Genomic DNA, 24,863 nt, shown 5'->3' on the forward strand with positions numbered 1-24,863 from the left:
GAATGCGTCGGTGCAGAAGTCGGCCGGGGCAGCGTCGCGTAAGCCGACGGCCGGGGCTCGCGAAATGCAACATGCGTGCGGGCTCGCCTGTATCGAAATCAATGCAGGATCGCCGGGGCGTCGTCACCAGGCCCCTCACCCCCGTCACCAGGGTCTTCATCCCCGTTTTCGAGGATCTCGATGCGTTCGATCTCCGCCAGCAGCTCGCCCTTGACCGGTTTGATGAGAATCACGCCCTGGGTGTTTCTCCCCAGCTCGGAGACATTCTCCACGGGGGTCCGCACCAGGGTGCCGCCGTCGGTGATCAGCATGATCTCGTCGTCGATCCGTACCAGCACGGCACCCACCACCGCTCCGTTGCGTGCGGAGGACTGGATCGCGATCACACCCTGCCCGCCCCGGCGGTGGGCGGGGAACTCCGACAGCGCGGTGCGCTTGCCGTAACCGTTCTGCGTGGCGATCAGCACGCTAAGGTCGGATTCGTCCCGTCCGACGGAGAGCAGCGCGACGATCGACTCGCCCTCGCGCAGGCGCATGCCGCGGACCCCGCAAGCGGTGCGTCCCATCGGGCGCACCTCGGATTCGGGGAAACGCACCGCTTTCCCTGCGCTGCTGACCAGCACAATGTCGTGGTCCCCGTCGGTCACGGACACGTTGACGACCCGGTCCCCCTCGCGCAGGTCCAGGGCAATGATGCCGCTGGACCTGGGACGCGAAAAATCCTGCAGCGGGGTCTTTTTCACCGTACCGTCCATGGTGGCCATGAAGACGAAGCGCCCCGCTTCGTACCCGCCGACGGGCATCACGGCGTTGATCCGCTCGCCCTGCTCCAGTGGCAGCAGGTTGACCAGCGGTTTACCGCGCGCCGTGCGCCCCGCCTGGGGAAGCTCGTAGACGTTGAGCCAGTAGACGCGGCCCGCGCTGGAGAAACACAGCAGTGTGTCGTGTGTGTTGGCGAGAAACAGCTTGTCGATGAAATCCTCTTCCTTGAACACCGTCGCCGTCTTGCCCCTGCCGCCTCGGACCTGGCTGCGGTACTCGTCCCGCGGCTGCGACTTCGCGTAGCCGGCGTGCGACAGCGTGACCACCACATCCTCCGGCGGAATCAGGTCCTTCAGCGTAAGGTCCATCTGCGCGGCGACGATCTCGGTGCGGCGCGTGTCGCCGAAGCGCTCCCGAATATCAACCAGCTCGTCGCGGATCACCTGCAACAGGCGCTCCGGGTTTCGCAGGATGTCGAGCAGGTCGGCGATCGAGTCGAGCAGCTCGCCGAAGTCGCTGACGATCTTGTCCTGCTCGAGACCGGTGAGTCGGTGCAACCTGAGATCGAGGATCGCCTGCGCCTGGGTGCCGGAGAGCCGGTATCCCGCCTCGGTCAGCCCGAATTCACCCTCGATCTCCTCGGGGCGGGAGGCATCGGCGCCGGCGCGCTCCAGCATCTCCATCACCACGCCCGGTACCCACAGCCGCGAGACGAGCTCGGCCTTGGCCTCGGCCGGACTGCCGGAGGCCTTGATCAAAGCGATGATCTCGTCGATGTTGGTCAGTGCGACAGCGAGGCCTTCCAGGACGTGCGCCTTCTCCCGCGCCTTGCGCAGGTCGAAGACGGTGCGCCGGGTGACCACCTCGCGGCGATGGCGCAGGAACGCCTCGAGCGCCTCTTTCAGGTTGATCAGCTTCGGGCGGCCGTCCACCAGCGCCACCATGTTGATGCCGAAGACATTCTGCATCTGGGTGTGCTGATAGAGGTTGTTCAGAATAACGTCCCCGACCTCTCCACGCCGCAGCTCGATGACCATGCGCATCCCGTCCTTGTCCGACTCGTCGCGCAGTTCGGTGATGCCGTCAATCTTGCGGTGCTTAACCAGCTCGGCGATCTTTTCCAGCAGACGCGCCTTGTTGACCTGGTAGGGCAGCTCCGTGACGATGATGCGGGTCTTGCCGGACTTGTCGGTCTCCTCGTGGCAGCGGGCACGCACATAGATCCTGCCACGGCCGCCCTGGTAGGCCTCCAGAATGCCCCGGCGTCCGTTGATGATCCCGGCGGTCGGGAAATCCGGGCCCGGGATATGCTCCATCAGTTCACTGAACCCGATTCCGGGATCGTCGATCAGGGCCACGCAGGCCCCGATGACCTCGGACAGATTATGGGGGGGAATGTTGGTCGCCATACCCACCGCGATCCCCGCCGAGCCGTTTACCAGCAGGTTCGGGACCTTCGACGGTAGTACGGAAGGCTCATGCTCGGCACCGTCGTAGTTGGGGACGAAGTCGACGGTTTCCTTGCCGAGGTCCGCGAGCAGCTCGTGGGCCAGCCGCGACATGCGCACCTCGGTGTAGCGCATCGCGGCGGGGGCATCACCGTCGACCGAACCGAAGTTCCCCTGTCCGTCGACCAGCATGTACCGCAGGGAAAACGGCTGCGCCATGCGCACGATCGTGTCATAGACCGCGGTATCGCCATGCGGGTGGTACTTACCGATCACGTCACCCACGACACGCGCCGACTTCTTGTAAGCCTTGTTCCAGTCGTTGCCGAGTTCGTGCATCGCATACAGCACGCGCCGGTGCACGGGCTTGAGACCGTCACGCACGTCGGGGAGCGCCCGCCCGATGATTACGCTCATCGCGTAATCCAGGTAGGACTGGCGCATCTCGTCCTCTAGATTGACGGCAATGAGTTCCTTGGCGAAGTCTGCCATTGGGTCCGGGGGTCGGGCGTGGAAGGGATATGCGAGCTAGACGCTCAATAATAGCACATAATGAGGGGACAATGGGGGGATAGGAACACAGGCGAAACGGCGCTCAAATCAGGCCTGAAGGCTCCTCAACCCCTGTCTGGACGCGCAGCAGGCCCGTTTAATAGCTCGCCTGTCGGATAAGACGCTTTCCGGTGTGACATGAAGCTCGCCAGCTTCTCGTCGTCCGGCCGGTGCACCACGCCACGCTCTGTGACCAGGACGTCGATCAGTTCCGCCGGCGTGATGTCGAACACCGGATTCCAGGCCTTTGCCCCCGCCGGGGCCAGCGGCCGGCCGGCCAATCGCAACACCTCTTCCTCGCCTCGCAACTCCACCGGAATACGGTCCCCCGTCGGGCAGTCCATGTCGACGGTGCTGGTCGGGGCCACCACCATGAAACGCACACCGTGCCGGCGTGCATGAACCGCCAGGGCGTAGGTGCCGATCTTGTTGGCCACGTCGCCGTTCGCCGCGACCCGGTCCGCACCGACGACGACCCAGCCCACGTCCCCCTGGCGGAGCAGGCTCGCCACCGCCCCCTCGCAGACCAGCGTCACCGGGATCCCCTCCTGGACGAGTTCCCAGGCGGTCAGTCGAGAGCCCTGCAGCCAGGGGCGGGTCTCGCCGGCGTAGACCTCGACGAGCCTTCCGCTCCGCCAGGCGCGGCGCACCACACCCAGCGCGGTGCCATAGCCACCGGTGGCGAGCGCCCCCGCATTGCAGTGTGTCATCACCGCGCCGCCGCTAATGAGTTCCGCACCCAGGTCCCCCATGCGGTAGTTGGCCTCGATATCCTCCTCGTGGATCCGGATCGCCTCAGCGAGCAGAATGCCTTCCGGATCACCCTCGATGGACCTCGCGAGCCGGGCCATCCGCCGGATGGCCCAGGCCAGATTGATCGCCGTGGGACGCGTCGAACCGAGTGAATCCAGGTCCTCGAGGAATCCCGCCCTCCAGTTAGACGGTGACTGCGCGTAACGTGCGCGGGCCGCCAGCACGACACCGTAGGCGGCGGTGATTCCGATCGCCGGCGCCCCCCGCACCACCATGTCGCGGATGGCCTGCGCGGTGTCCGTCAGCTCGTGACAGTCGATGGTCTCGATCGCATCGGGCAGGCGCCGCTGGTCGAGGAGCCTGAGGTGCCCACCGGTCCAGGTGACTGCGCGGACCGTATCGTCTTCTCTGCGTTTCATGGCAGGACATTCTAGCCCCTGACCGCACGGCCCGGAAACCACGCTGGTATCGCGTCGCAGGCGCTTGCTTGCGAGGCTCACGAACCGGTATGGTTGCCCGCCATGCAGAAAGTGGACACCCTGATCGCAGCACGCTGGGTCGTGCCGGTGGAACCCCACGGCTCAGTGCTGGAGGACCATGCCGTCGCGGTCAGCGGCGGGCGGATTCTGGAGGTCCTGCCTTCAGAGGAAGCAAGGTCGCGATTCGACCCCCTCAACTCGGTCGATCTCCACGACCATGTCCTGATCCCCGGGCTGGTCAACGCCCACACCCACGCGGCCATGACGCTGATGCGGGGCATCGCCGACGACCTGCCGCTGATGGCCTGGCTAAAGGGGCATATCTGGCCGGTGGAGGACCGCTGGGTCAGCGAGGAGTTCGTGCGCGACGGCGTGTCCCTGGCCGCAGCCGAAATGCTGCGCGGGGGCACCACCTGTTTCAACGACATGTACTTCCATGCCGGGGTCACGGCAAACACCGCCATTGCCTGCGGGATCCGCGCCAGCGTGGGCCTGATCGTCCTGGATTTCCCCAGCCGCTATGCGAACGACGCAGACGAATACCTCGCCAAGGGCCTGTCGGTGTACGACGAATTCAAGGGCGAACCGCTGATCTCCCATGCGATGGCACCGCACGCGCCCTACACGGTTTCTGACCCCGCCCTGACCCGCGTCCGGACCCTGGCCGACGAACTCGAGATCCCGATCCACATACACGTACAGGAGACCGCGGACGAAGTCGCCCAGGCCGTCGAGAAGACCGGCAGGCGACCGCTCGAACGCCTCGACGACCTGGGGCTCGTATCCCCTTCGCTGATCGGCGTCCACCTAACACAGCTCGAGGACGCCGAGATCGCGCGTCTGGCGCAGGCCGGCGCCCACGTCGCGCACTGCCCCGAATCCAATCTCAAGCTGGCCAGCGGGTTCTGTCCGGTCCAGGCGCTGGCCGAGGCCGGCGTCAACGTCTGTCTCGGGACCGACGGCGCCGCCAGCAACAACGACCTCGATATGTTCGGTGAGATGCGCACCGCTGCGCTGCTCGCCAAGGGGGTGGCCAACGACGCCACCGCCGCTCCTGCCGAATGGGTTCTCCGTATGGCGACCCTGAACGGGGCCATCGCGCTCGGGCTTTCCGCGGAGACCGGTTCCCTGCAACCGGGCAAGGCCGCGGACATCACCGCCGTCTCGTTCGATACGGTAGAGACCCAGCCCTGTTACGATGTGATCTCACAGCTCGTGTACGCCACCGGCCGGGAGCGGGTCAGCGACGTCTGGGTCGCCGGGAGGCACGTGCTGAAGGACCGCTGTCTCGTCCATCTGGACGAAGACGAGGTCAAGGACAAGGCGGCCCGGTGGGCCGGCCGTATCCGGGAAACCTGACCGAACTTTTTATCATGACGCATTCGCACGCAGAACACAACGTCGATCCGGTCGAGATTCGCAAGTTCGAGGAACTCGCCCACCGATGGTGGGACCCCGAGAGCGAGTTCAAGCCCCTGCACGAGATCAACCCCCTGAGGCTCGACTACGTGGATCGCCACATCGCCCTGCCCGGCAAGCAGGTCCTGGACGTCGGTTGCGGTGGCGGACTGCTCTCCGAAGGCATGGCGCTGCGCGGCGCACGCGTCACGGGCATCGATCTGGGCGAGGCGCCCCTGTCGGTGGCAAGGCTGCACCTGCTGGAATCCGGCCTGGAGGTGGAATACCGGCGGATCTCGGTCGAGGCGCTGGCCGACGAGCGACCGGCGTCCTACGACGCGGTCACCTGTATGGAGATGCTGGAACACGTCCCCGACCCGTCCTCGGTGGTCGCGGCATGCGCCGAGCTCGTTCGACCGGGCGGCACGGTGTGTTTCTCCACGATCAACCGCAACCCGAAGTCCTTTCTGTTCGCCATCGTCGGCGCCGAGTACCTGCTCCATCTGCTGCCGCGCGGTACGCACGAGTACGCGCGATTCATCCGGCCCTCCGAGCTGGAACAATGGACGCGGCGCTCGGGTCTGCAGACCCGCGACATCGTCGGCATGACCTACAATCCACTCACGCGTGTCTACAAACTCGGACGCGACGTCGACGTGAACTACATCATGCGCCTGCAGAAGGCGCCCTGAAACTTGCGTGCGGACAAGCGAATATCGACTGTCTTTCTGGACCTCGACGGTACGCTGGCGGACACCGCGCCGGATCTTGCCCGGGCCCTGAACGCATTGCGCCTCGAGGAAGGTCTGGAACCGCTCCGCTACGAACAGATCCGCGCCAGCGTATCGCGCGGCAGCTCCGCCCTGGTCCACCTGGCCTTCGGGGAGACACTCGAGGAAGTACGCTTCGCCGATCTGCGCCAGCGATTCCTGGATCTCTACCAGTCCGGCCTGTGTGTCGACACGCGTCTGTTTCCGGGGATGGCGGAAACGCTCGCTTACATGGAATCCACCGGACTCGGATGGGGCATCGTCACCAACAAACCAGCCTGGCTGACCGACCCACTGGTGGCCACGCTGGGACTGGACGGTCGGGCGGCCTGCATCGTCAGCGGCGACACGACTGTCGATCGCAAGCCCCACCCCGCGCCGCTGCTGCACGCCAGCGATCTGGCTGGTGCGTTACCGCAGCACTGCATCTACGTGGGTGACGATCCGCGCGACATCCAGGCGGGCAACGCAGCGGGCATGACCACCCTGGTCGCGCGCTACGGCTATATTCACGAGGGCCTCGACCCCGCGGGCTGGGGCGCGGACGGCATCATCGACGAAATCCGGGAGATCCGGGCGTGGCTCCCGGCGCCGGACCGGGCCCGATCGAGCGGGGGATGACCGTCGACGCCACGGCCATCCCCTGGGAGATGTTCGTCGTGGCCGCCGGCCTGTTCTTCCTCGGCGCCGGAATCAGCGCGCTGTACTACCGCGACCGCCTGGACCGACAGCGCGCGGGCACGGAGTCCGAGATCGTCCATCTGACCGCACGCCTTGAGATCGAGCGGCAGCGTCACCGCGAGAAGGTGGCCGCCATGGAGGAGGCCCGCAAGCACATGATGGCGACCTTCGCCTCGCTGTCGCGCCGGGCACTGCACGAGAACAGCGAGACCTTCCTGGAACTCGCACAGCAGAACCTCCAGCAGTTCCACATCAGGGCGCAGGCGGGGCTGGACGAGAAGGAAAAGGCCGTCAGCGCGCTTGTCACGCCCATCAGCGAGGCGCTGGAGAAGACCCGTGACCAGATCCACGAGATCGAGAAGGAGCGAAAGGAGGCCCACGGGGCCCTCAACCAGCACCTGCGCCTGGTGGCCGAGTCGCATCGCGGCCTGCAGAACGAGACGCGCAACCTGGTCAAGGCCCTGAGTCGCCCCGAGGTACGTGGCCGCTGGGGTGAAATGACCCTCAAGCGGCTTGCCGAACTGTCCGGGATGGTCGAGCACTGCGATTTCACCGAGCAGGAAAGCGTGCGGAGCGACGAAGGGACGCTGCGCCCGGACATGGTCGTGCGAATGCCGGACAAACGCGAGATCGTGGTCGACGCCAAGACCCCCCTCGACGGCTACCTCGAGGCGATGGAGGCCACGGACGACGAGCAGCGGGCAAAGGCGCTTAAACGACACGCGCGGAAATTGCGCGAGCGCGTGCGGGAACTGGCCAGCAAGGCCTACTGGACGCAGTTTCGCAACTCGCCGGACTTCGTAGTACTGTTCGTGCCCGGTGACCAGTTCCTCGCCGCCGCCCTGGAGCTGGACCCGGGGCTCCTGGAGGACTCCCTCGCCAGCAAGGTCGTTCTCGCCACACCGACCAGCCTGGTCGCCCTGCTTCGGGCGGTCGCCTTTGGCTGGCGACAGCTCGTGTTGACGCGAAACGCCGAGATCATCCGAGACCTCGGCGAGGACCTCTATCGCCGGATCGCTACCTTCGTCGAGCACATGGGCCGGCTCGGCCGCACTCTCGGCAGCAGCGTGGAGAACTACAACCGCGCGCTCGGTTCCCTGGAACGCCAGGTCCTGCCTGGCGCGCGCCGGTTTACGGAGCTGGGGATCCAGCCGAACAAGGACATCGAGGAACTCGAACCCGTAGAGAAGGCCACCCTGTCGCCGAAGCAGAGCGACGATTAGGGAAGCCCTTAAACGGGCACTCGGAATTCCAGCGAAGGCAGGCAGATTCGATCCGTAGTCACGAAGCGGTCGGGGACCTCCAGGCGGTGATCGCGTCCAGTTCAAACGGCATGTGCGAACAGGCTTTGCCTGCGCTCCCGACGCGATTCGACGAGTCCCGCGAAGACGCATGACTTCCAAGGCGAGGATCGCCGGACTGACGGCCGTGGCGATGATGGCCTTCGCCGCCAACTCCGTCCTCTGCCGCATGGCCCTGGAATCAGGGACTATCGACGCGGCAGGCGTTACTGCGGTACGTCCGGTTTCCGGGGCATTGATGCTATGGCTGGTGATGGCGGTACGTCACGGCGGCCCCTCCACCCGCGGCGAACCGCTGGGCGTCGTCACATTATTCCTTTATGCCATCTGTTTCTCGCTTGCCTACCTCTCACTGACCGCGTCGACGGGTACCCTGATCCTGTTCGCCTCGGTTCAACTGACGATGTTCGTCGCCGGACTGCGCGCCGGGGAGCGTATGGCGCCGCTGGCCTGGTTCGGCTTCTTCCTCGCCCTGGCGGGTCTTAGCAAGGCAGGAACGCGCGCAGAAGCGCAGTTTACACACAGTAAATGAGCAATCGAGCACGTTCTTAACGCCGCCAGGGAGCGCAGGACAGGCTTTTGCGACACCCTCCGTCGGGTAAGGGGCGGATCAGCAGTTACCCGAGGTCATGCTCATGCCCTCGATGGAGATAATGGAACAGTCGCCGTCGCTGGCGTAGGAACCGTAACCGCCGGCCCCACCCTGGCTGTAGGACGAGGAATGGGACTTGCCGCCGCCTGTCGAGGCAGAGGATCCGTCGTCCTGATACAGGTTGCCCTGCACGGTCGAGTTACCGGCGAAGCCCCAGTTGCCGCTGGCATCCAGCCAGTAGTTGCCGGCAGGAATCACCTCGCCGAGCGCCAGTTGCAGCGCCTGAAGCTGCAGCCCCTCGACCACCTGCCCGTTGATGATAACTTGCGCTGCCGCGGGAAAGGCCTGCAACATCAGGACTGCGCCGACGGCCATCAAGAGCAGGCGTTCGCGAATGTTTTTCATGTGCCCTCCTTCACGGGGATCGTCTGGATTGATATGGGGTATCTCGATGCTTCGCCCGGTTATAGGCCAGATCCGTGCCAACAATGAATTTATTATATTAAGTCATTGATTAAGAAGATATTTTTTACGATATCTCCAGTTTCTCGGAGTTATTGCCTCTCTCAAACCCACCCAGCCAACCAACATCACCGGGAGAAGTCGTTGGCGAGCAGACAACAGAAAGGAGGCCATTCCGTTAGCAGAGATGAGACCTGATTCAGATCGATATTTCCTGCCGCCCGAGTGGGCCACGCACCAGGGCACCTGGTTCTCTTGGCCGCACAATGCGGCAACCTGGCCGGATTGTCTCGAAGCGGCCGAGCGTGCCGTGACCGAGGCGGTGGTCGCGCTTGCGACCGCCGAGACCGTCCGCATCAACGTGTTCGACGAAGCCCACCGCGCCTCGGTGGCGGCACGATTCATCGGACGAATCCCGAACAAGCGCTTACGGTTCCACGTTATCCCGACCAACGACGCCTGGTGCCGTGATCACGGGGCGATCTTCGTCATCCGTCAAGGTCGGCTGGAAGCGCTCGATTTCCGCTTCAACGCCTGGGGCGGCAAGTATCCTCCATGGGATCTCGATGATGCCGCGGCCGAACAAATGTCGAAGGTGCTGGGAGTTCCCTGCGAACGCATCGAACTGGTGCTCGAAGGGGGTTCGGTCGAGGTCAACGGCGACGGAGTGTGTCTGACGACCGAGCAATGTCTGCTGAACCCCAACCGTAACCCGTCGCTTTTACGCGGAGAGATCGAACAAGCGCTTCGGCACTACCTTGGTGTGCGACAGGTGATCTGGCTCGGCGAAGGGATCGCCGGCGACGACACGGACGGTCACATCGACGATCTCACGCGCTTCGTCGCCGAGGACACCGTCGTGACCGTCGTCGAACCCGACCCGCTCGACGTAAACCACGCCCCGCTGCAGGACAATCTCGAACGGCTCCGCGCAGCCCGTCTGCCCGGTCGGAAACGCCTGCGCATCGTCGAGATTCCCATGCCGCCCCCGCAGCTAAGGAACGGCGAACGCCTGCCGGCGAGCTATGCCAACTTCTATATCGGCAACGGTGTCGTGCTCATGCCCGCCTTCGACGACAGCAGCGATCCGTTCGCCGCAGAGATCCTCGCCCGCTGCTTCCCGTCGCGGCGCATCGTGCCGATCGACGCCCGCGCGCTCGTCGCCGGTCTCGGCACCTTCCACTGCCTGACGCAACAGATCCCGGCGCATCAAGGCTGAGTCGAAGCGGTCAACATTGGGTTATGATTCGCCTGTGGGCAAGGACAGGGAAGGATAACTCAATAACCGCGTGCTCATTAGTGTGGAGAATCCACGCGCAGGCCATCCATTCTTCCCCGGGGTCTGCGGGGGTGGACTGCGCTTCACTTGTCCACCCTACCCTTGTCCACGACCTGCAAATGGAAGTTCGGTAGGGTGGACAAGCGCAGTTCAGCGCAGTCCACCATCGAACCACGGAAATAGCAGGTACGCCATGGGAACGGTCCGCGGATTCATCAACCACCACTACCGGCACTTTAACGCCGCCATGCTGGTTGGTGCCGCCGAAGGCTGGGCAAAACACCTGGACCGCGGCGGCAGGATGATGGTGACCCTGGCCGGGGCCATGAGCACGGCGGAGCTGGGTCTATCGCTGGCCGAGATGATCCGCCGGGACAAGGTTCACGCCATTACCGCGACCGGTGCGAATCTCGAAGAGGATCTCTTCAACCTCGTTGCCCACGATCACTATGTACACGTTCCACACTACCGGGAGCTTTCCGCAGCCGACGAGGAAGACCTGCTGGCGAGAAAGCTCAACCGTGTCACCGATACCTGCATCCCTGAGGAGGAGGCATTTCGTCGCATCGAAGATGCCGTCAGCGCGCGCTGGCGGTCGGCCGACTCCGCCGGAGAACGGGCCTTCCCGCACGAGTTCCTCTACGAGCTGATCCGGTCCGGAGAGCTCGAACCCGTTTACCAGATCGATCCGGCGGACTCATGGCTGGTCGCCGCCTGCGAACGGAACCTGCCCGTCTTTGTGCCCGGCTGGGAGGATTCCACGCTGGGCAACAGCTTCGCCGCGCTCGTTATCCGGAGCGAGGTGAGGAATGTGCACACGGTGCGAACGGGGATCGAGACCATGATGAGCCTGGCCGACTGGTACCGCGATACGTCGGCCAGCGCTCCGGTCGGGTTCTTCCAGATCGGCGGCGGTATCGCGGGGGACTTTCCGATCTGTGTCGTGCCGATGCTGGAGCAGGACCTCCAGCTCGAGAACACCCCGCGTTGGGGCTATTTCTGCCAGATCAGCGATTCGACCACGAGCTACGGCTCCTATTCCGGTGCGGTGCCCAACGAGAAGATCACCTGGGGCAAGCTCTCTGCCGACACGCCAAGGTTCATCATCGAATCTGACGCGACCATCGTCGCGCCGTTGATCTTCGCGCACGTGCTGGGGCAGTGACCACGATGAGCGCCCGACCGGACCGTTTGGCACCCGAGTCGCCACCTCTCTGGTCGCCGGGGGATTCCGAGGAACTCTACGCAATGGCCTCCTGGGCCGACGGGTTCTACGGTGTCTCCGGTCGGGGACACGCCGTGGTCCGGCCCCGGCCGAGCCTGCCATTGGAAATCGATATCCTTGAGGTGGTCGAGCGTGCTCGCGAGTACGATGTGGCCCCGCCAATGCTGATTCGTTTCCAGGACGTGCTTCGCAGCCGTGTGCGGCGGCTAGCCAGGGCCTTTGCCAACGCCATCGAACAGACCGGTTACGGCAACCGCTACCGGCCCGTCTACCCGATCAAGGTCAACCAGCTCCACGAGGTGGTTGACGAGGTACTCGACGCGGGAGGTGCGTACGGGCTCGGTCTGGAATGCGGTTCCAAGGCGGAACTGGCCGCTACGCTCCCCTACGCGAGCGATGACAGGTTGCTGCTCTGCACGGGCGTCAAGGACGAGGTCATGTTGCGGTCGATGCTGTCGGCCCAGGCACTGGGCCAGCAGGTCCTGCCGGTGGTGGAGAGATACTCGGAGTTCGAGGCGTTCATGGCGCTCGCGGACCGTATGGGCCGCGCGGCGCGGTTCGCCGTGCGGATCAGGCTATCCACGGCCGGTTCGGGGCGCTGGTTCGAGTCCGGTGGCGAGCGTTCGAAGTTCGGACTGACGGTGCCGGAACTTGTACGTCTCGTACGCGTTCTCGAGAACCGCGGCGCACACGATGCGATCGAACTGCTGCACTTCCACCTGGGCAGTCAGATTACCGAGATCCATGTCCTGAAGGAAGCGATCCAGGAACTCACACAGATCTACGCGGACCTGCGGCAGCGTGGCATCGCGGTCCCGACAATCGATGTGGGCGGGGGATTGGGCGTCGATTATGGTGCGTCACGGGAAGACCCTCATTCGGCCATCAACTACAGCCTCCAGGAGTACGCCAATGTCGTGGTGACCGAGGTCATGGCGATCTGTCAGGAGCGCGCGGTTGCGCCGCCGGTCATCGTCTCGGAGAGCGGGCGAGCCATCACCGCGCACCATTCCGTCCTGATCGTGCCCGTCCTCGACAGCCGCCGGCAGGACCGCCAGGCACCGACTGAAATCGAGCCCCGCGCACAGGCGACGCGGGAACATCGGATCCTGCAGCGGCTCGTTCGGATGCTCAATGAGATTCCAAATGCCGGGGCGGACGCCACGCGGCTGGTGGAGGCCTACCATGACATTCAGGAATCGCGCAACGATGCCATCTCGCTCTTCCGGCTGGGACACCTCGATATCGACACGCTCGCCCGTGTCGAGACCGCCTACTGGACCGCCTGCCACGAGGTGCTGCACGGACTGGAACAGATCGCGCCGGACCCGCCACCCGCCGAACAGCAGGCGCTGGAACAGCAGTTGACCGACACCTACCTCTGCGATTTCTCGATTTTCCAGTCCGTGCTGGACCACTGGGCCATCGGCCAGCGATTCCCGGTCATGCCCCTGACCCGGTTGGCGGAGCAACCCACCCGACGGGCGGTCGTCGTGGACCTGACCTGCGACTCGGACGGCAGGATCCGAGATTATGTCTGCCCGCAGGCTGCCGGCGGACACCTGCCGCTGCACGAATTGCGTAAAGGCGAGGCGTACCTGCTCGGCATCTTCCTGGTCGGGGCCTACCAGGACATCCTCGGCGACGCCCACAACCTGTTCGGGCGACTCCCCGAGGTGCACGTCTACGCCGACGAAGGGGAACCCGGCAACTTCTGGATCGAGAAGGCGATTCCCGGCATGACCGTGAGCGAGATGCTGGCTCAGGTTCAGTACTTTCCCAGTGATCTCAACCGGCGCATGAGCGAACTGGTGCGGCGAAAGATCGACGCGGGAGAGCTCCGGCCGAGCGAGGGGATGAGGATTCTCAACAACTACGGCAAGCTGTTCGCCGACACCACGTACTGCAGAATCGAGCAATGCGGCGATGTCTGACCGCAATCCCGATGTCGTACGCATCGGCCTCGCGCAACTGCGCATCTCGGAAGATCCCGAAGCCAACCTCGCACGCGCGGTCGAGGCGATCCGCAAAGCCGCGGACCAGCGAGCGCAGGTCGTCTGCCTGCCGGAGCTGTTCCGTTCCCGCTACTTCTGCCAGTCCGAGGACGTGGCGAACTTCGACCTCGCCGAGGCAGTACCAGGCCCTACGACAGACGTGCTGGCTAGGGTCGCTGCCGAACTCGACGTGGTAATCGTCGCGAGCCTGTTCGAACGGCGAGCCGCTGGTCTTTACCACAACACCGCGGCCGTGATCGACGGGGCGCGGGGCGTCGTCGGCCGGTACCGGAAGATGCATGTCCCTGACGATCCACGCTACTACGAGAAGTTTTATTTCACCCCCGGCGACCTGGGATTCCGGTCCTTCCCCACCGCCGCGGGGCGGCTCGGGGTCCTGATCTGCTGGGACCAGTGGTTTCCGGAAGCGGCGCGTCTCACGGCGATGACCGGGGCTGAGATCCTGTTCTACCCGACGGCGATCGGCTGGCACCCCGAGGAACAGGACGCGTTCGGCAAGGTCCAGTTAGAGGCGTGGGAAACCATCCAGCGCGCCCACGCCATCGCCAACGGCTGTTTCGTGGTCGCGGTGAACCGGACCGGCTTCGAACTTGATCCCAAGGGCGATGGCGGCATCCGGTTCTGGGGCCAGAGCCTTGCTGTCGGCCCCGACGGCCGGGTCCTCGCCCGCGCGTCGGCAGATGAGGAGGCCGTACTCATGGTACCCCTGGACCGCCGACGAATCCGCGAGCAGCGCGAGGGCTGGCCGTTTTTCCGCGACCGACGCATCGACGCCTACGGGGCGCTTTCCAGGCGATACATCGATTAAGGCGATTGCCGGAAAACGACCGTCAAGGAATTCGCCGAACGGGAACAGGCCCACCTTACCCCCCGCCTTGCCTTTCTATGGCAAGGACCGGAAACAGGCTCGGAGAAGGGCTACCTCGATCATCCCGTCTTTCATCGATGGGCACGGCTCCATTCGCCGGAAGAAAATCGAATCTTTGCGGACCCGCAGCAAAAGGCGTCACTTCCGGGGGGGCAATCGCTAGCTTTCGTCACGCTCGCCAGGCGTATCCACGGCTCCCGAGAACGAAAACACCGGCAGCCGAACGGTCAATCGAGGAGCGTCTCCCACACCGTATCGCCCTTTGCTAGCGCACCATCGGAAAAAGACACGATGGACATCGGCTCCTGCGCGTCGTTGCGCAGGGCATGGAATATCCCCGCATCGACATTCAGCACCAGGACCCGGGTCCCGTCGAACCGGCGCCTGGAGACATCGGGCGCCGGCGGACTCCGCCATGCCAGCGTCCAGGGACCCGCCGGGCGGACCACCATTATCTCCGCGCGTTGCGGGTGGGCGTGGTTCCCACGGACCGCGCCCGGAACGATGGTGACGGCGTGCATCTCCCGGACGGCCCCGAAGCCGGCGAGGCACTCGACCGGGACACGCAGCGATTCACCACGGCCGTCTTCGTGTGGTTCGAGTTCGGTAATCCGGATGCTGGTCACATGATCCCCCACCGCCCCGATTGATCGAGCACGGAGTGTTTAGGCGATTGCCGGAAAATGACATACCGGATCGCGCCGGGTGAACTGCGAAGCAGTTAACGGCTTGGGCAGGAAGCCCAAGACCGGTGCCCAAGCAAAGCAGGGACAGCGCCGCGCCGGGATCGCTCGTCATCAAGACGCGACAACAGGCGCATCGTCGAACCATGTAACGGTTGTCGCAGCACAGAGAACGGACGACAAAGACAAGCAGGATGGTATGTCATTTAACATAAATCGCCTTATATACCCGTCACGGACAGGTTTTTCCCGGCACGCACGCCCTCTTCGTCCCGTGGCGGCGTTGCGATTCCTTGCAATAGAGCGGCTATTGCGCGTCATCGCGTCTTGCCACGAAACGAATATGACATAGACTCTTTCTCGTGAAAACCTGTCCGTGACGGGTATATCAGCTTAGGTGACAATCGTGACGGGCGCGAGTACATGATCGGTTAATCCCTCCCCCTGGCAGAGGGTGTCGCAAAAGCCCGTCCTGCACTCCCTGGCGGCGTTAATAACGTGCTCGAATGCTCATTCTCGCTCGAGAACGGTGTCGGCAGCGCGGGCGGACCGCTGCCCCGCCCGCCCTTTGAGTGCCTGGATATTAACCCCCGCCAGGGGAGACGATAGAATGGTCCCTCGGCGACCGCCACATCGAGACACTGGCGCAGCGGCGAGCCACACTGATGGCAGCGCAAAGCTTTAAGCGATGCGCCGCGCTGGTTGCGAAAGTTCAAGGGGCGTCCGTTCGTGCAGATTGCCATGGACATCGATACTTCTCCTGATGAGAGGAAAGGACGAACCCGGTGTGCGACGTGGAAGCGCGATTTCCGGGAGGTTGAAGAAAACCGGGATCGTCCAGATCTGAATCCACTCCTGATTCTCCGAGCGCGAAGCCTCCTGGCTTGTAAAATGAACAGGAGTGTGTATAAAACACACTATGAACAGCAGGGAGCCGATCAAGGAACTGAATACGGCGGGTTGGAAGCTGAAACGAGTCAAGGGCAGTCATCGTCAGTTCGCTCATCCTGATCATTCCCACGTGGTCACGGTGCCGCACCCGAAAAAGGGCCTTGGGCGCGGACTGGTCAAGGCGATCCGCAAGCAGGCGGGACTGGAGTGAAGGGATGAAAGTGCAATATCCGATTCTGATCGAGCCCGGGACCGACGAAACGGCCTGGGGAATCATCGTTCCCGATTTGCCGGGCTGCTTTTCTGCGGCCGACGATGAGGCCGATGTACTGGCGAACGCGCGCGAGGCGATTCTCCTGCATCTCGAGGATGCGGAGACGATCCCGGAGCCAACCTCCCTGGCCAAGCTGCGCGACGACCCGGAATATGCAGGGTTCATTGCCGGCCTGGTCGATGTCGATCTGTCCGCTATCGAGGGCCCGGCCAAGCGCATCAATGTCACGATTCCCGCCGGCCTGTTGGCGCGCATCGATGCCGCCGCCAGGGCGCGGGGCATGACCCGTTCCGCGTTCCTGAGCAGCGCGGCGTTGCGGGAGATCGGTTCCTGATACGTCATTCAACCGGTCCCGATGTCATATGTAAATAATGGCAGCACAGGACAAGACCTGACCCCATGAACGCGCTTCGTGAAAACCTGTCCGCGACGGGTATATTGAAAATAAGATACCTGAGTGGCATTGAGGATAGCGGTACAAAATTACCCTATTTACACCGCCCGGGTCACCGGTTTGTTGGAACGCTGCAATGCCGGGGTCCGATGAAACGATTTCGGCGGGAGGCCGGGCTTCGCCGTGAATCGGCAACTCTGATTCCCTGGCGCCAGGCCGTGTTTTGGTCTGTAATCCAGCTATCGTGTGCGGCGGCGACGCCCCGAGTGACCGCCGGACACCGTCCGCCCGTGAACCTACCAGGCAACCGACAGCCAGAGATCCGGATCCCGCATGAAACTCTCCGCGTTCATTGCCGCCATGCTGGGACTCACACTGGCCCTTGCTCTCATCGCCTGGCAGGGATTCGGCAGCGTGGCGGCGGCTCTGGTATCGGCTGGATGGGGACTGCTCGTCGTCACCGCATACTACCTGTTTCCCATGTGGCTCGACGCGATCGGCTGGAGACCGCTGTTTCCTGTGGAACGAAGGCCCTCGACGCTGCGGTTGCTACAGATCCGGTGGATCCGCGACGGGATCAACCGTTTGCTGCCTGTAGCCCAGGTCGGCGGCGATCTCGCCAGCGCCTGGATGCTGATGCGCGACGGCATTCCGGGTGCGGTTGCCGGGGCGAGCATCGTACTGGACGTCACCCTCGCGCTGGTGTCCCAACTCCTGTTCACGATGCTCGGCGTGGCGGTGCTGCTGGTCGTCACGGAAGCAGACGCCGTGCTGTACGCATCGCTGGCGGCGCTCGGACTCGGGGCGCTGGTCGTGATGGCCTTTATCGTCGTACAGCTGAAGGGCATGTTCGAGGTGTTCGTGCGCTGGATCTCCAACCTGTCGGGTGGGGGGAACCGATGGATGGCGACCTTCGGTGGCGCCGCACGTCTCGATGCGGCGATTCGCGAGCTGTACACCAGGGGGCCCGACCTGGCCGTGGCCGCCACATGGCGTTTCCTGGCCTGGGTGGCCGGCGTCGGCGAGGTGTGGCTCGCACTGTACTTCCTCGGACATCCCGTGACGCTGGTCGAGGCCCTGATGCTGGAGAGTCTCGGCCAGGCGATCAAGAACATGGCCTTCACCATCCCCGGTGCGCTTGGTGTTCAGGAGGGGGGATACATGTTGCTGGTCGCGATCCTCGGTATACCGCCCGAGGTGGGTCTGACCCTGTCGCTGGTCAAGCGTGTTCGTCAGTTGTTGCTCGGCATCCCGGCGGTGATCGCCTTTCAGATCTCGGAGGGACGACACTTTCTCCGCAGCGAGGCCTGAAAGGCAGGAGAAACCTGCTACCGGCGCCGGTCCATCACATCCTCTCGTAGAGCGCCTGTACGCGTTCGCGCGGCATCTTTTCACGCCAGGCCTTGCCGAGCGCGTTCTCCCACAGCGGATCGAGGCTCAGGGCGACGTCGATCATCTTGTCCATTCCGGCCTGATCGAGCTCGGCGGTGAGACCACGCCGCAGTTCGATCCCGCCCTTGTTCATCATGCGCCGGAATTCCTCGACACCCTCCGGGTAGAACTCCTCGAGCTGATCGAAGGCCACACAGTTCCCCTCTCCGTGGTGCAGATCGAGGACGTATGACAGGCCATAGGAAAGTGCGTGACACACCCCGACCTGTGAGTAACCGATACTCATCCCGCCGAAATAGGAGGCGATCATCAACTTGTCGTCCAACTCTGGGGTGTGCTCGCCGAGAAACACCTCGCGGCACAGTTCCAACGACTTCTCACCGTACGCGCGGCTGAACGCGTTCAGATAAGTCCCCTCAAGGGACTCGATGCAGTGGATGTAGCAGTCCATCCCGGTATAGAAGCGCTGAGGGTTGGGGACATCGCGGATCAGATCCGGATCGAGCACGATCTGGTCGAACACCGTGTGGTCCGAATTCATGCCGAGCTTTCGCACCGGGCCGGTCAGTACCGTCGTGCGAGACACCTCGGCGCCGGTCCCGGACAGGGTCGGGACACCGACCTTGTAGGCCGCCGGATTTTGGATCAGGTCCCAGCCCTGGTAGTCGGACGAGGAACCCGGGTTGGTCAGCATGAGCGCGACGGCCTTGGCCAGATCCATGGCGCTACCGCCGCCCAGACCGATGACCCCACGGGGCTCGCCCCCGACGGCCTCGCGCGCCTGTTCGGTCAGCGAGTCCACGTAGACCGTCTTGGGCTCGTCGTCTACGTTGACCCACAGGAGCCGGTCCCCCTCGCGCAGCGGGACCCGTCCTGCCAGCTCGTGGTCCCGGAACACGTCGTCGACGAGAAACACCATGCCTGGCCCCGACGAAGCACGCCGCGGCGCCAGGATGTCGTCGAGCCGATCGAAACTGCCACGGCCGAAGACCACGTGCGAAATCATCGGCAGGTTCTTGAATGCCACGGTCTATCCTCCGAGCACCCTGGCGATCTTGCGCGTGAGCCCCTCGAGTTCACGCTCGTCCCAGGAAAGCTGTACCAGCATCGAGATCGTGCGCGACAGCACGCCATCGGACCGGGGCACGCGGATATCGCGAAGGTCCGGGACGGGATCGATCAGCGTCAGCGGCGAGCGGCCCGGTGTTCTCAGTTTCTTCAGGTGCTCCCAGCGCCGCACGTAGTGCCAGTTGTTGTCGTACCAGTAGAAGCAACCGACGCCCTCGGACTTCAGTGCGACCGCCAGTTCGCGGGCACGTATCTCGTCCGGCATCATGAGACTCAGGAACGTCGCGGAATCCCCGGCCGGGTCCGGCAGACGACGAAAGCCCACCTCGGAAGACACGGCAAAGGCCTCCTTGAGCCTGCGTTTGTTTTCCCGCTGCGTTGCGATGATCGCGTCGAGCTTGCGCAACTGGGCGAGACCCACAGCCGCATGCAACTCACTGATCCGGTAATTGGTGCCGAGCACCGGGTGGTCCTCCGCCCCGCGATCCGAACCGATGTGGTCGTGGCCATGATCGGCATACCGATGCGACAGCTCGTAGAGTCCCTCGTCGTCGGTGACCACTGCCCCGCCCTCGCCGCAGGTGATCGTCTTGACCGGATCGAACGAGAAACACCCCATGCGCCCGAAGGTCCCGAGCGACCTGCCCCCGAGGCTCGCACCCACGGCCTGAGCGGTGTCTTCGATCAAGGTGACACCGCGCTCGTCGCACAGGGTTGCGATCGCGTCGACCTGCGCCATCGCTCCGCACATGTGTACGACGATCACGGCGCGGGTCCGCTCCGTGATCCTCTCCCCCATACTGGCGGGATCCAGACACAGCGTATCGTCCACCTCGGCGAACACGGGCACCGCACCGCATTGCAGCACCGCCTCGACGGTCGCGATGAAGGTGAAGGGCGGCACGATGACCTCGTCCCCGGCGCCGACACCGCAGGCCGCCAGCGAGATGGCAAGCGCGGAGGTACCGCTGGAACACAGGTGGCAGTGCCCCGCACCCAGTCGCGCGGCAAATTCACGCTCGAACTCCCGTGCCTTCCAGCGGTCCTTGCGGGCGGCATCGAATCCATAGCGGAACAGGACACCGGTCTCCAGCACTTCTCCGACCTCGGCGCGTTCCTCGTCACCAAAGATCTCGAATCCAGGCACGGCGACTCCAGGTGTCGGGATGACGGCGGCCCCGTCAGGCGTTACACGGCAAGCCGCCGGAGAAGAATATCCCGGTGCCGCCATTCGGGTAACGTGTGGCTGACTCGACCCGGGTCCGTTTCAGCACAACGGCCACTGCGAGCACCGGGTCATGGTACATCGGCAGTGCGGGATTTTGAACCGGTCCCGGAGCACCGGGTTCGGTGTTGCCACGCAACCAAACACTTATCGATCGGTCGGCCCTCAGGGGCCCTGAACCCCGTATAATTCACACTCCCCCCGCTGAGAACCGTATCCGGATGGACAAACCGAGCGCGCAGGACCTGCTGAATTACACGGCGCCCGACGATCTGCTTGCCGGGCGCGTCATACTGGTTACGGGAGCGGACAGCGGGATCGGCGAGGCGCTGGCCCGGCGCTGCGCGGCCTGCGGTGCGACCGTGGTGCTGTTGTCCCACCAGATGCGTGCGCTCGAGGCGGTCTACGACAGGATCGAGGATGCGGGCGGACCGCAACCTGCCATCTATCCCATGAACCTAGAGGGCACGACCGCGCGGGAATACGACGAACTGGCCGATACCCTCTCCGGCACCTTCGGTCGCCTGGACGGGCTGGTCAACAACGCCGCCTCGGTCAGCGGGCTCACCCCGCTGAGGCACTACGATGCCGAACGCTGGGCGAGCGTCATGGCGGTCAACCTGCACGCCCCGTTCCTGCTGACGCGCGCCTGCTTGCCGTTGCTGGAAAAGGCGCCGGATGCCTCGATCGTGTTCTCGACGCACGACTGCACCCGCGCCTTCTGGGGCGCCTACGGGGTGGCGAAACAGGGCGTGCTCGGCCTGATGCGGATACTGGCACTGGAATACCTGGACAGCGAGCCGGAGATCCGCGTCAACGGGGTGGACACCGGACCGGTGCGCACGCGCCTCCATCTGCAGAACTACCCCGCTACCCGTCCCGGCGAGATCCCTGAACCCGAAGACGTCATCGCCCCGTATCTCTACCTGCTCGGCGCCGATGGGCGTGGCGTCACCAGGCGGAACTTCGAACTCGCTCCGCGCGCTCAAAACGTCTCGTAGGTTGAGTTTGCAGGCTGTTCACCTCGCGGTCGCCTCGGCAAGGTCCTCACGGATATCCAGAAAGGCGTTCCGGAATCGTGGCGAGAACTCGTGGCACCCCGAATTCACTATCCCCTCCTCGAGCGCCCCTCGCTGGCTGCCGGCAAGCGGCGCGGACCGGACGGGCAGCAGGCGAATCGCGAACCGGAACACAGCGCGATAGCCGGCCTTGTTCATCCTCCTCTGTCCTCGATCCGGGAGGCGTCGGTCACGCCGCACGTGACGCGACGCTGGGGCAGATCGACTTCAGCACACACCCCCCGCAAGCGGGCCGCGTTCGGCAGACATCCTTTCCATGCCGCACGATCAGTGCATGGAATTCGTTATAGATTCTCGGGTCGGGCGGCAGTGCATCCTCGAACCAGCCCCGCAGACGTTCGTAGGGTTCGTCCCCGCTCACCATGCCGAGGCGGGAGAATATCCGGCGCGTGTAGGCGTCGATAACGAACACAGGTCGTCCGAAGGCATAGAGCAGGATGTCGTCCGCCGTCTCGGGACCGATGCCTCGGACCGAGAGGAGCGCATCGCGCAGGGCGACGGTCGACAGTTCGTCGAGCCCTCCGAAACCGCCTCGGCAAAGATACCAGTTGCAGAAATCGGCGAGCCGGCGGGCCTTGACGTTGAAATAGCCCGAGGGCTTCAGGTGCCGGGCGAGCACCGCTCGCGGACAATCCCGTATGGCGCAGGCATCGAGCAAGCCGGCACGCTTGAGGTTCGTAATCGCTCGCTCCACGTTGCCCCAGGCGGTGTTCTGCGTCAACACCGCGCCGACCATGACCTCGAAAGGCGTATCGGCAGGCCACCAGTGCTGCGGGCCATAGCGACCGAACATCCGGCGGTAGATCCCCGCGGGATCTGGATCCTTCGGGCTCACCGGGCCTCGCGACGCGGCCCGCCCCAGGGTTTCTTGCGGGGCTTCCTCCGGGGACGGGTCTTGCGGGCCCGCTCCGGCAATCCGGCCGCCGTAGCCAGCGCCTGCAACTCCACCGGTGCCAGCTCCCGCCAGCGTCCACGCCTGAGCCCACCGCCGAGCTCGATGGGCCCGTAACGGACGCGAATCAGGCGGCTGACCCGCAGGCCCTGGGACTCCATCAGACGCCGTACCTCGCGGTTCCGCCCTTCGGAGAGCACCACGCGATACCAGTGATTGGCCCCGGATCCGCCCGCCTCGCCGATCGCCGTGAAACGTGCCGTTCCGTCGTCCAGTTTCACCCCGTCGAGCAGACGCGCGCGCATCCCGGCGCTGAGCGCACCGAGTACGCGAACGGCGTACTCGCGCTCGATCCCCGCCGACGGATGCATGAGCCGGTTTGCCAGTTCCCCATCGTTGGTGAACAGAAGCAGGCCGCTGGAATTGATATCGAGCCGCCCGACATTGATCCAGCGGCCGGTCTCAAGCGGCGGCAGGCTGGAGAACACCGTCGGCCGCCCCTGCGGGTCGCGGCGCGTCGTGACCTCGTCCTCGGGTTTGTTGTAGACGATGACCCGCAGGGTGTCGGGTGCACGGCTGCGCACCGGCCGACCCCGGACGCTGATCCTGTCACCCGGTACGGCGCGGTCCCCGAGGCGGACGGTCTTGCCGTTCACCTTTACCTCTCCCGCGGCGATCAAGGCTTCGATCTCCCGGCGGGAACCGATGCCGGCCGCGGCGAGGACCTTCTGCACCCGTTCGCTGGCGGCATCGGGCGCCGCCGGCCGTCTGTCCGCAGGCATGCGCTTCAGGGGGGCGGGTCCGTCGCGCCGATCTCGGGAAGCGGGGTCGGCTCCGGCGATCCTCGCAGGGTTTCCCCTTCGCCATCCACCAAGCCCTCCGCCTCCGGAGAGGCCGGCGATTCCCCGTCCTCCGTCTCGCTATCGGCGGAGTCACCCTCCCCTGTCGGCATCGCTTGTTCCAGGTCCCCGAGCTGAAACTGCGGATCGTGACGATCGGGATCGACCGGGTCGGCCAGCGTAGGGAGGTCGTCGAGCGATCTCAGGCCGAAATCGTCCAGGAAACGTTTCGTGCTGCCATAGAGTGCGGGCCGACCAGGCACATCCTTGTGTCCCAGCACCCGGATCCATTCGCGCTCCTGCAGGGTACGCACGATGTGGCTGCTCACCGCCACACCACGGATCGATTCGATCTCCGCACGCGTGATGGGCTGGCGATAGACGATCAGCGCCAGTGTCTCGAGCAGGGCGCGCGAATACCGCGGCGGCTTCTCCTCCCACAGGCGGGAGACCCAGGGCTCGAGTTCCTGTCTGACCTGGTAACGCCAGCCGCCCGCCACGCGCACGAGCTCGTATCCCCTGCCCGAGCAGTCGCGCTGCAACTGTTCTATCGCGGCCCCGATTTCCTCCCTGGTAGGCGCGTCGGTGTCGTCCCCGAACAGACCCGTGATGCGCTCCAGGTCCAGCGGACGGGCGCCCGCCATGAGACCGGCCTCGACGATCTGCTTGATGCGTGAGCTATCCAACCGTGGCTTCCTCCCCTTTCAGCACCTCGCCCGAAGCGTTCGGCGCCTTGACGTGGATCGGCGTGTAGGGCTCCGCCTGAACCAGTTCGATCATCCGCTCCTTGACCAGTTCCAGAATCGCCAGCAGGGTGACCACGACACCGTGTCGCCCCTCCTGCGGCGTGAACAGTGAGGCGAATTCCACGAACCCGCCCACCTCGACGCGTCGCAGTACACCCGACATCCGCTCGCGGACCGAGAGCGCCTCTCGCCGGATATGGTGATGGTTGTACATCTCCGCGCGTTCGAGTACGGCGCGGAACGCATTGAGGATCTCGACCAGTTCCACCTGCGGATGGGGCGCCCGGCGGTGCAGTTCGGGTGGCGACGCCGTGGCCTGGAATACGTCACGTCCCATGATGGGAAGTGCCTCCAGGTCCTCCGCCGCCTTCTTGAACCGCTCGTATTCCTGCAGCCGTCGGATCAGTTCGGCCCGCGGATCCTCTTCCTGCCCCACCTCCACCGGCCTCGGCAACAGCATGCGCGACTTGATCTCGGCGAGCATCGCCGCCATGACCAGGTATTCCGCCGCGAGTTCGAGCTGCAGCTCCTTCATCAGTTCGACGTATTCGATGTACTGTCGAGTAATCTCCGCGATGGGGATGTCCAGAATATCGAGGTTCTGGCGCTTGATCAGATATAGCAGCAGGTCGAGCGGCCCCTCGAAGGTTTCCAGAAAGACCTCGAGCGCCTCGGGCGGGATATAGAGGTCCTTCGGCAACTGCGTGACCGGTTCTCCGCGTACCCGTGCGATCGGCTCGACGGGTTTGTTCGTGTCGTTCGGCGCATCGCCCCCGGTGTCCGTTCCCGGCGCCG

Annotated in this window: 24 protein-coding genes; 13 read left to right on the forward strand and 11 right to left on the reverse strand. The window is 64.4% G+C overall.

The genetic code is table 11. From position 1 onward, the window contains the following. Positions 1 to 98: 98 nt before the first annotated feature. Together gyrA and mtnA are read right to left on the reverse strand one after the other, a co-directional pair. Complete coding sequence (gene gyrA / locus LJE91_15380; GenBank protein MCG6870055.1) at positions 99 to 2,702, reverse strand: DNA gyrase subunit A; 2,604 nt, start codon at positions 2,700 to 2,702, stop codon at positions 99 to 101. Between the two features lie 125 nt (positions 2,703 to 2,827). Then, the gene (mtnA, locus tag LJE91_15385; GenBank protein ID MCG6870056.1) at positions 2,828 to 3,934 is read right to left on the reverse strand and encodes an S-methyl-5-thioribose-1-phosphate isomerase; all 1,107 of its coding nucleotides are present in this window, start codon (positions 3,932 to 3,934) and stop codon (positions 2,828 to 2,830) included. 102 nt (positions 3,935 to 4,036) lie between these two features. Between mtnA and LJE91_15390 the strand changes: the two genes are divergently transcribed. From LJE91_15390 to LJE91_15410, 5 genes are all read left to right on the forward strand, one after another. Then, positions 4,037 to 5,353, forward strand: a complete 1,317-nt coding sequence (locus LJE91_15390) for a TRZ/ATZ family hydrolase (protein MCG6870057.1) — start codon at positions 4,037 to 4,039, stop codon at positions 5,351 to 5,353. A 14-nt stretch (positions 5,354 to 5,367) separates the two neighbouring features. Beyond that, entirely contained in the window at positions 5,368 to 6,084 is a 717-nt protein-coding gene (gene ubiG / locus LJE91_15395; protein MCG6870058.1) for a bifunctional 2-polyprenyl-6-hydroxyphenol methylase/3-demethylubiquinol 3-O-methyltransferase UbiG, read from the forward strand. A 3-nt stretch (positions 6,085 to 6,087) separates the two neighbouring features. Continuing rightward, complete coding sequence (locus LJE91_15400) at positions 6,088 to 6,783, forward strand: HAD-IA family hydrolase (GenBank protein ID MCG6870059.1); 696 nt, start codon at positions 6,088 to 6,090, stop codon at positions 6,781 to 6,783. Then, on the forward strand, positions 6,741 to 8,066 hold the full coding sequence (locus tag LJE91_15405; GenBank protein ID MCG6870060.1) for a DNA recombination protein RmuC: 1,326 nt from the start codon (positions 6,741 to 6,743) through the stop codon (positions 8,064 to 8,066). The genes LJE91_15400 and LJE91_15405 overlap by 43 nt, the downstream gene beginning before the upstream one ends. Positions 8,067 to 8,235: 169 nt before the next feature. Next, positions 8,236 to 8,676, forward strand: a complete 441-nt coding sequence (locus tag LJE91_15410; GenBank protein ID MCG6870061.1) for an EamA family transporter — start codon at positions 8,236 to 8,238, stop codon at positions 8,674 to 8,676. Between the two features lie 78 nt (positions 8,677 to 8,754). On the opposite strand, the gene LJE91_15415 is transcribed toward LJE91_15410, so the two are convergent. Further along, on the reverse strand, positions 8,755 to 9,141 hold the full coding sequence (locus tag LJE91_15415; GenBank protein ID MCG6870062.1) for a hypothetical protein: 387 nt from the start codon (positions 9,139 to 9,141) through the stop codon (positions 8,755 to 8,757). Between the two features lie 244 nt (positions 9,142 to 9,385). Between LJE91_15415 and LJE91_15420 the strand changes: the two genes are divergently transcribed. From LJE91_15420 to LJE91_15435, 4 genes are all read left to right on the forward strand, one after another. Next, a complete protein-coding gene (locus tag LJE91_15420) occupies positions 9,386 to 10,417 on the forward strand; it encodes an agmatine deiminase family protein (protein MCG6870063.1) in 1,032 nt (343 codons plus the stop codon). A 253-nt stretch (positions 10,418 to 10,670) separates the two neighbouring features. Further along, a complete protein-coding gene (locus LJE91_15425) occupies positions 10,671 to 11,642 on the forward strand; it encodes a deoxyhypusine synthase family protein (GenBank protein ID MCG6870064.1) in 972 nt (323 codons plus the stop codon). Positions 11,643 to 11,647: 5 nt separating this feature from the next. After that, positions 11,648 to 13,636, forward strand: coding sequence for a biosynthetic arginine decarboxylase (speA, locus tag LJE91_15430; GenBank protein ID MCG6870065.1), 1,989 nt, complete (start codon positions 11,648 to 11,650; stop codon positions 13,634 to 13,636). Beyond that, the gene (locus LJE91_15435; protein ID MCG6870066.1) at positions 13,629 to 14,525 is read left to right on the forward strand and encodes a carbon-nitrogen hydrolase; all 897 of its coding nucleotides are present in this window, start codon (positions 13,629 to 13,631) and stop codon (positions 14,523 to 14,525) included. The genes speA and LJE91_15435 overlap by 8 nt, the downstream gene beginning before the upstream one ends. Positions 14,526 to 14,812: 287 nt before the next feature. On the opposite strand, the gene LJE91_15440 is transcribed toward LJE91_15435, so the two are convergent. Continuing rightward, positions 14,813 to 15,211, reverse strand: coding sequence for a hypothetical protein (locus tag LJE91_15440; protein MCG6870067.1), 399 nt, complete (start codon positions 15,209 to 15,211; stop codon positions 14,813 to 14,815). A gap of 976 nt (positions 15,212 to 16,187) precedes the next feature. On the opposite strand from LJE91_15440, the gene LJE91_15445 reads away from it, so the two are divergent. From LJE91_15445 to LJE91_15455, 3 genes are all read left to right on the forward strand, one after another. Continuing rightward, positions 16,188 to 16,370, forward strand: a complete 183-nt coding sequence (locus LJE91_15445; protein MCG6870068.1) for a type II toxin-antitoxin system HicA family toxin — start codon at positions 16,188 to 16,190, stop codon at positions 16,368 to 16,370. A 4-nt stretch (positions 16,371 to 16,374) separates the two neighbouring features. Further along, positions 16,375 to 16,767, forward strand: coding sequence for a type II toxin-antitoxin system HicB family antitoxin (locus LJE91_15450; GenBank protein MCG6870069.1), 393 nt, complete (start codon positions 16,375 to 16,377; stop codon positions 16,765 to 16,767). Between the two features lie 393 nt (positions 16,768 to 17,160). Continuing rightward, the gene (locus LJE91_15455) at positions 17,161 to 18,138 is read left to right on the forward strand and encodes a lysylphosphatidylglycerol synthase domain-containing protein (GenBank protein ID MCG6870070.1); all 978 of its coding nucleotides are present in this window, start codon (positions 17,161 to 17,163) and stop codon (positions 18,136 to 18,138) included. 34 nt (positions 18,139 to 18,172) lie between these two features. On the opposite strand, the gene LJE91_15460 is transcribed toward LJE91_15455, so the two are convergent. Together LJE91_15460 and LJE91_15465 are read right to left on the reverse strand one after the other, a co-directional pair. Continuing rightward, complete coding sequence (locus LJE91_15460; GenBank protein MCG6870071.1) at positions 18,173 to 19,225, reverse strand: iron-containing alcohol dehydrogenase family protein; 1,053 nt, start codon at positions 19,223 to 19,225, stop codon at positions 18,173 to 18,175. Positions 19,226 to 19,249: 24 nt separating this feature from the next. Continuing rightward, positions 19,250 to 20,434 carry a DegT/DnrJ/EryC1/StrS family aminotransferase gene (locus LJE91_15465; GenBank protein ID MCG6870072.1) on the reverse strand — a complete coding sequence of 395 codons (1,185 nt, stop codon included), beginning with the start codon at positions 20,432 to 20,434 and terminating at the stop codon, positions 19,250 to 19,252. A gap of 299 nt (positions 20,435 to 20,733) precedes the next feature. Between LJE91_15465 and LJE91_15470 the strand changes: the two genes are divergently transcribed. Further along, the gene (locus tag LJE91_15470) at positions 20,734 to 21,513 is read left to right on the forward strand and encodes an SDR family NAD(P)-dependent oxidoreductase (protein ID MCG6870073.1); all 780 of its coding nucleotides are present in this window, start codon (positions 20,734 to 20,736) and stop codon (positions 21,511 to 21,513) included. A gap of 18 nt (positions 21,514 to 21,531) precedes the next feature. Here the strand turns inward: LJE91_15470 and LJE91_15475 are convergent, their stop codons facing one another. From LJE91_15475 to LJE91_15495, 5 genes are read right to left on the reverse strand one after another with little or no spacing between them, the layout of a single operon-like run. Further along, the gene (locus tag LJE91_15475) at positions 21,532 to 21,729 is read right to left on the reverse strand and encodes a hypothetical protein (GenBank protein ID MCG6870074.1); all 198 of its coding nucleotides are present in this window, start codon (positions 21,727 to 21,729) and stop codon (positions 21,532 to 21,534) included. Positions 21,730 to 21,760: 31 nt separating this feature from the next. After that, positions 21,761 to 22,384 (reverse strand): endonuclease III domain-containing protein, encoded by a 624-nt coding sequence (locus tag LJE91_15480; protein ID MCG6870075.1) that lies wholly within the window; start codon positions 22,382 to 22,384, stop codon positions 21,761 to 21,763. Between the two features lie 38 nt (positions 22,385 to 22,422). Then, a complete protein-coding gene (locus tag LJE91_15485) occupies positions 22,423 to 23,265 on the reverse strand; it encodes an rRNA pseudouridine synthase (GenBank protein MCG6870076.1) in 843 nt (280 codons plus the stop codon). A gap of 5 nt (positions 23,266 to 23,270) precedes the next feature. Continuing rightward, positions 23,271 to 24,008, reverse strand: a complete 738-nt coding sequence (gene scpB / locus LJE91_15490) for an SMC-Scp complex subunit ScpB (protein MCG6870077.1) — start codon at positions 24,006 to 24,008, stop codon at positions 23,271 to 23,273. Further along, on the reverse strand, positions 24,001 to 24,801 hold the full coding sequence (locus tag LJE91_15495) for a segregation/condensation protein A (GenBank protein MCG6870078.1): 801 nt from the start codon (positions 24,799 to 24,801) through the stop codon (positions 24,001 to 24,003). The genes scpB and LJE91_15495 overlap by 8 nt, the downstream gene beginning before the upstream one ends. Positions 24,802 to 24,863 lie beyond the last annotated feature (62 nt).

This window comes from Gammaproteobacteria bacterium (assembly GCA_022340215.1).
GTDB lineage: Bacteria > Pseudomonadota > Gammaproteobacteria > JAJDOJ01 > JAJDOJ01 > JAJDOJ01.

Coding starts and splice junctions, on each gene's coding strand:
- gyrA (MCG6870055.1), bottom strand. CDS start 2,702: ATGGCAGACTTCGCCAAGGAACTCATTGCCGTCAATCTAGAGGACGAG.
- mtnA (MCG6870056.1), bottom strand. CDS start 3,934: ATGAAACGCAGAGAAGACGATACGGTCCGCGCAGTCACCTGGACCGGT.
- LJE91_15390 (MCG6870057.1), top strand. CDS start 4,037: ATGCAGAAAGTGGACACCCTGATCGCAGCACGCTGGGTCGTGCCGGTG.
- ubiG (MCG6870058.1), top strand. CDS start 5,368: ATGACGCATTCGCACGCAGAACACAACGTCGATCCGGTCGAGATTCGC.
- LJE91_15410 (MCG6870061.1), top strand. CDS start 8,236: ATGACTTCCAAGGCGAGGATCGCCGGACTGACGGCCGTGGCGATGATG.
- LJE91_15415 (MCG6870062.1), bottom strand. CDS start 9,141: ATGAAAAACATTCGCGAACGCCTGCTCTTGATGGCCGTCGGCGCAGTC.
- LJE91_15420 (MCG6870063.1), top strand. CDS start 9,386: ATGAGACCTGATTCAGATCGATATTTCCTGCCGCCCGAGTGGGCCACG.
- LJE91_15425 (MCG6870064.1), top strand. CDS start 10,671: ATGGGAACGGTCCGCGGATTCATCAACCACCACTACCGGCACTTTAAC.
- speA (MCG6870065.1), top strand. CDS start 11,648: ATGAGCGCCCGACCGGACCGTTTGGCACCCGAGTCGCCACCTCTCTGG.
- LJE91_15435 (MCG6870066.1), top strand. CDS start 13,629: ATGTCTGACCGCAATCCCGATGTCGTACGCATCGGCCTCGCGCAACTG.
- LJE91_15445 (MCG6870068.1), top strand. CDS start 16,188: ATGAACAGCAGGGAGCCGATCAAGGAACTGAATACGGCGGGTTGGAAG.
- LJE91_15450 (MCG6870069.1), top strand. CDS start 16,375: ATGAAAGTGCAATATCCGATTCTGATCGAGCCCGGGACCGACGAAACG.
- LJE91_15455 (MCG6870070.1), top strand. CDS start 17,161: ATGAAACTCTCCGCGTTCATTGCCGCCATGCTGGGACTCACACTGGCC.
- LJE91_15460 (MCG6870071.1), bottom strand. CDS start 19,225: ATGATTTCGCACGTGGTCTTCGGCCGTGGCAGTTTCGATCGGCTCGAC.
- LJE91_15470 (MCG6870073.1), top strand. CDS start 20,734: ATGGACAAACCGAGCGCGCAGGACCTGCTGAATTACACGGCGCCCGAC.
- LJE91_15475 (MCG6870074.1), bottom strand. CDS start 21,729: ATGAACAAGGCCGGCTATCGCGCTGTGTTCCGGTTCGCGATTCGCCTG.
- LJE91_15480 (MCG6870075.1), bottom strand. CDS start 22,384: ATGTTCGGTCGCTATGGCCCGCAGCACTGGTGGCCTGCCGATACGCCT.
- LJE91_15485 (MCG6870076.1), bottom strand. CDS start 23,265: ATGCCTGCGGACAGACGGCCGGCGGCGCCCGATGCCGCCAGCGAACGG.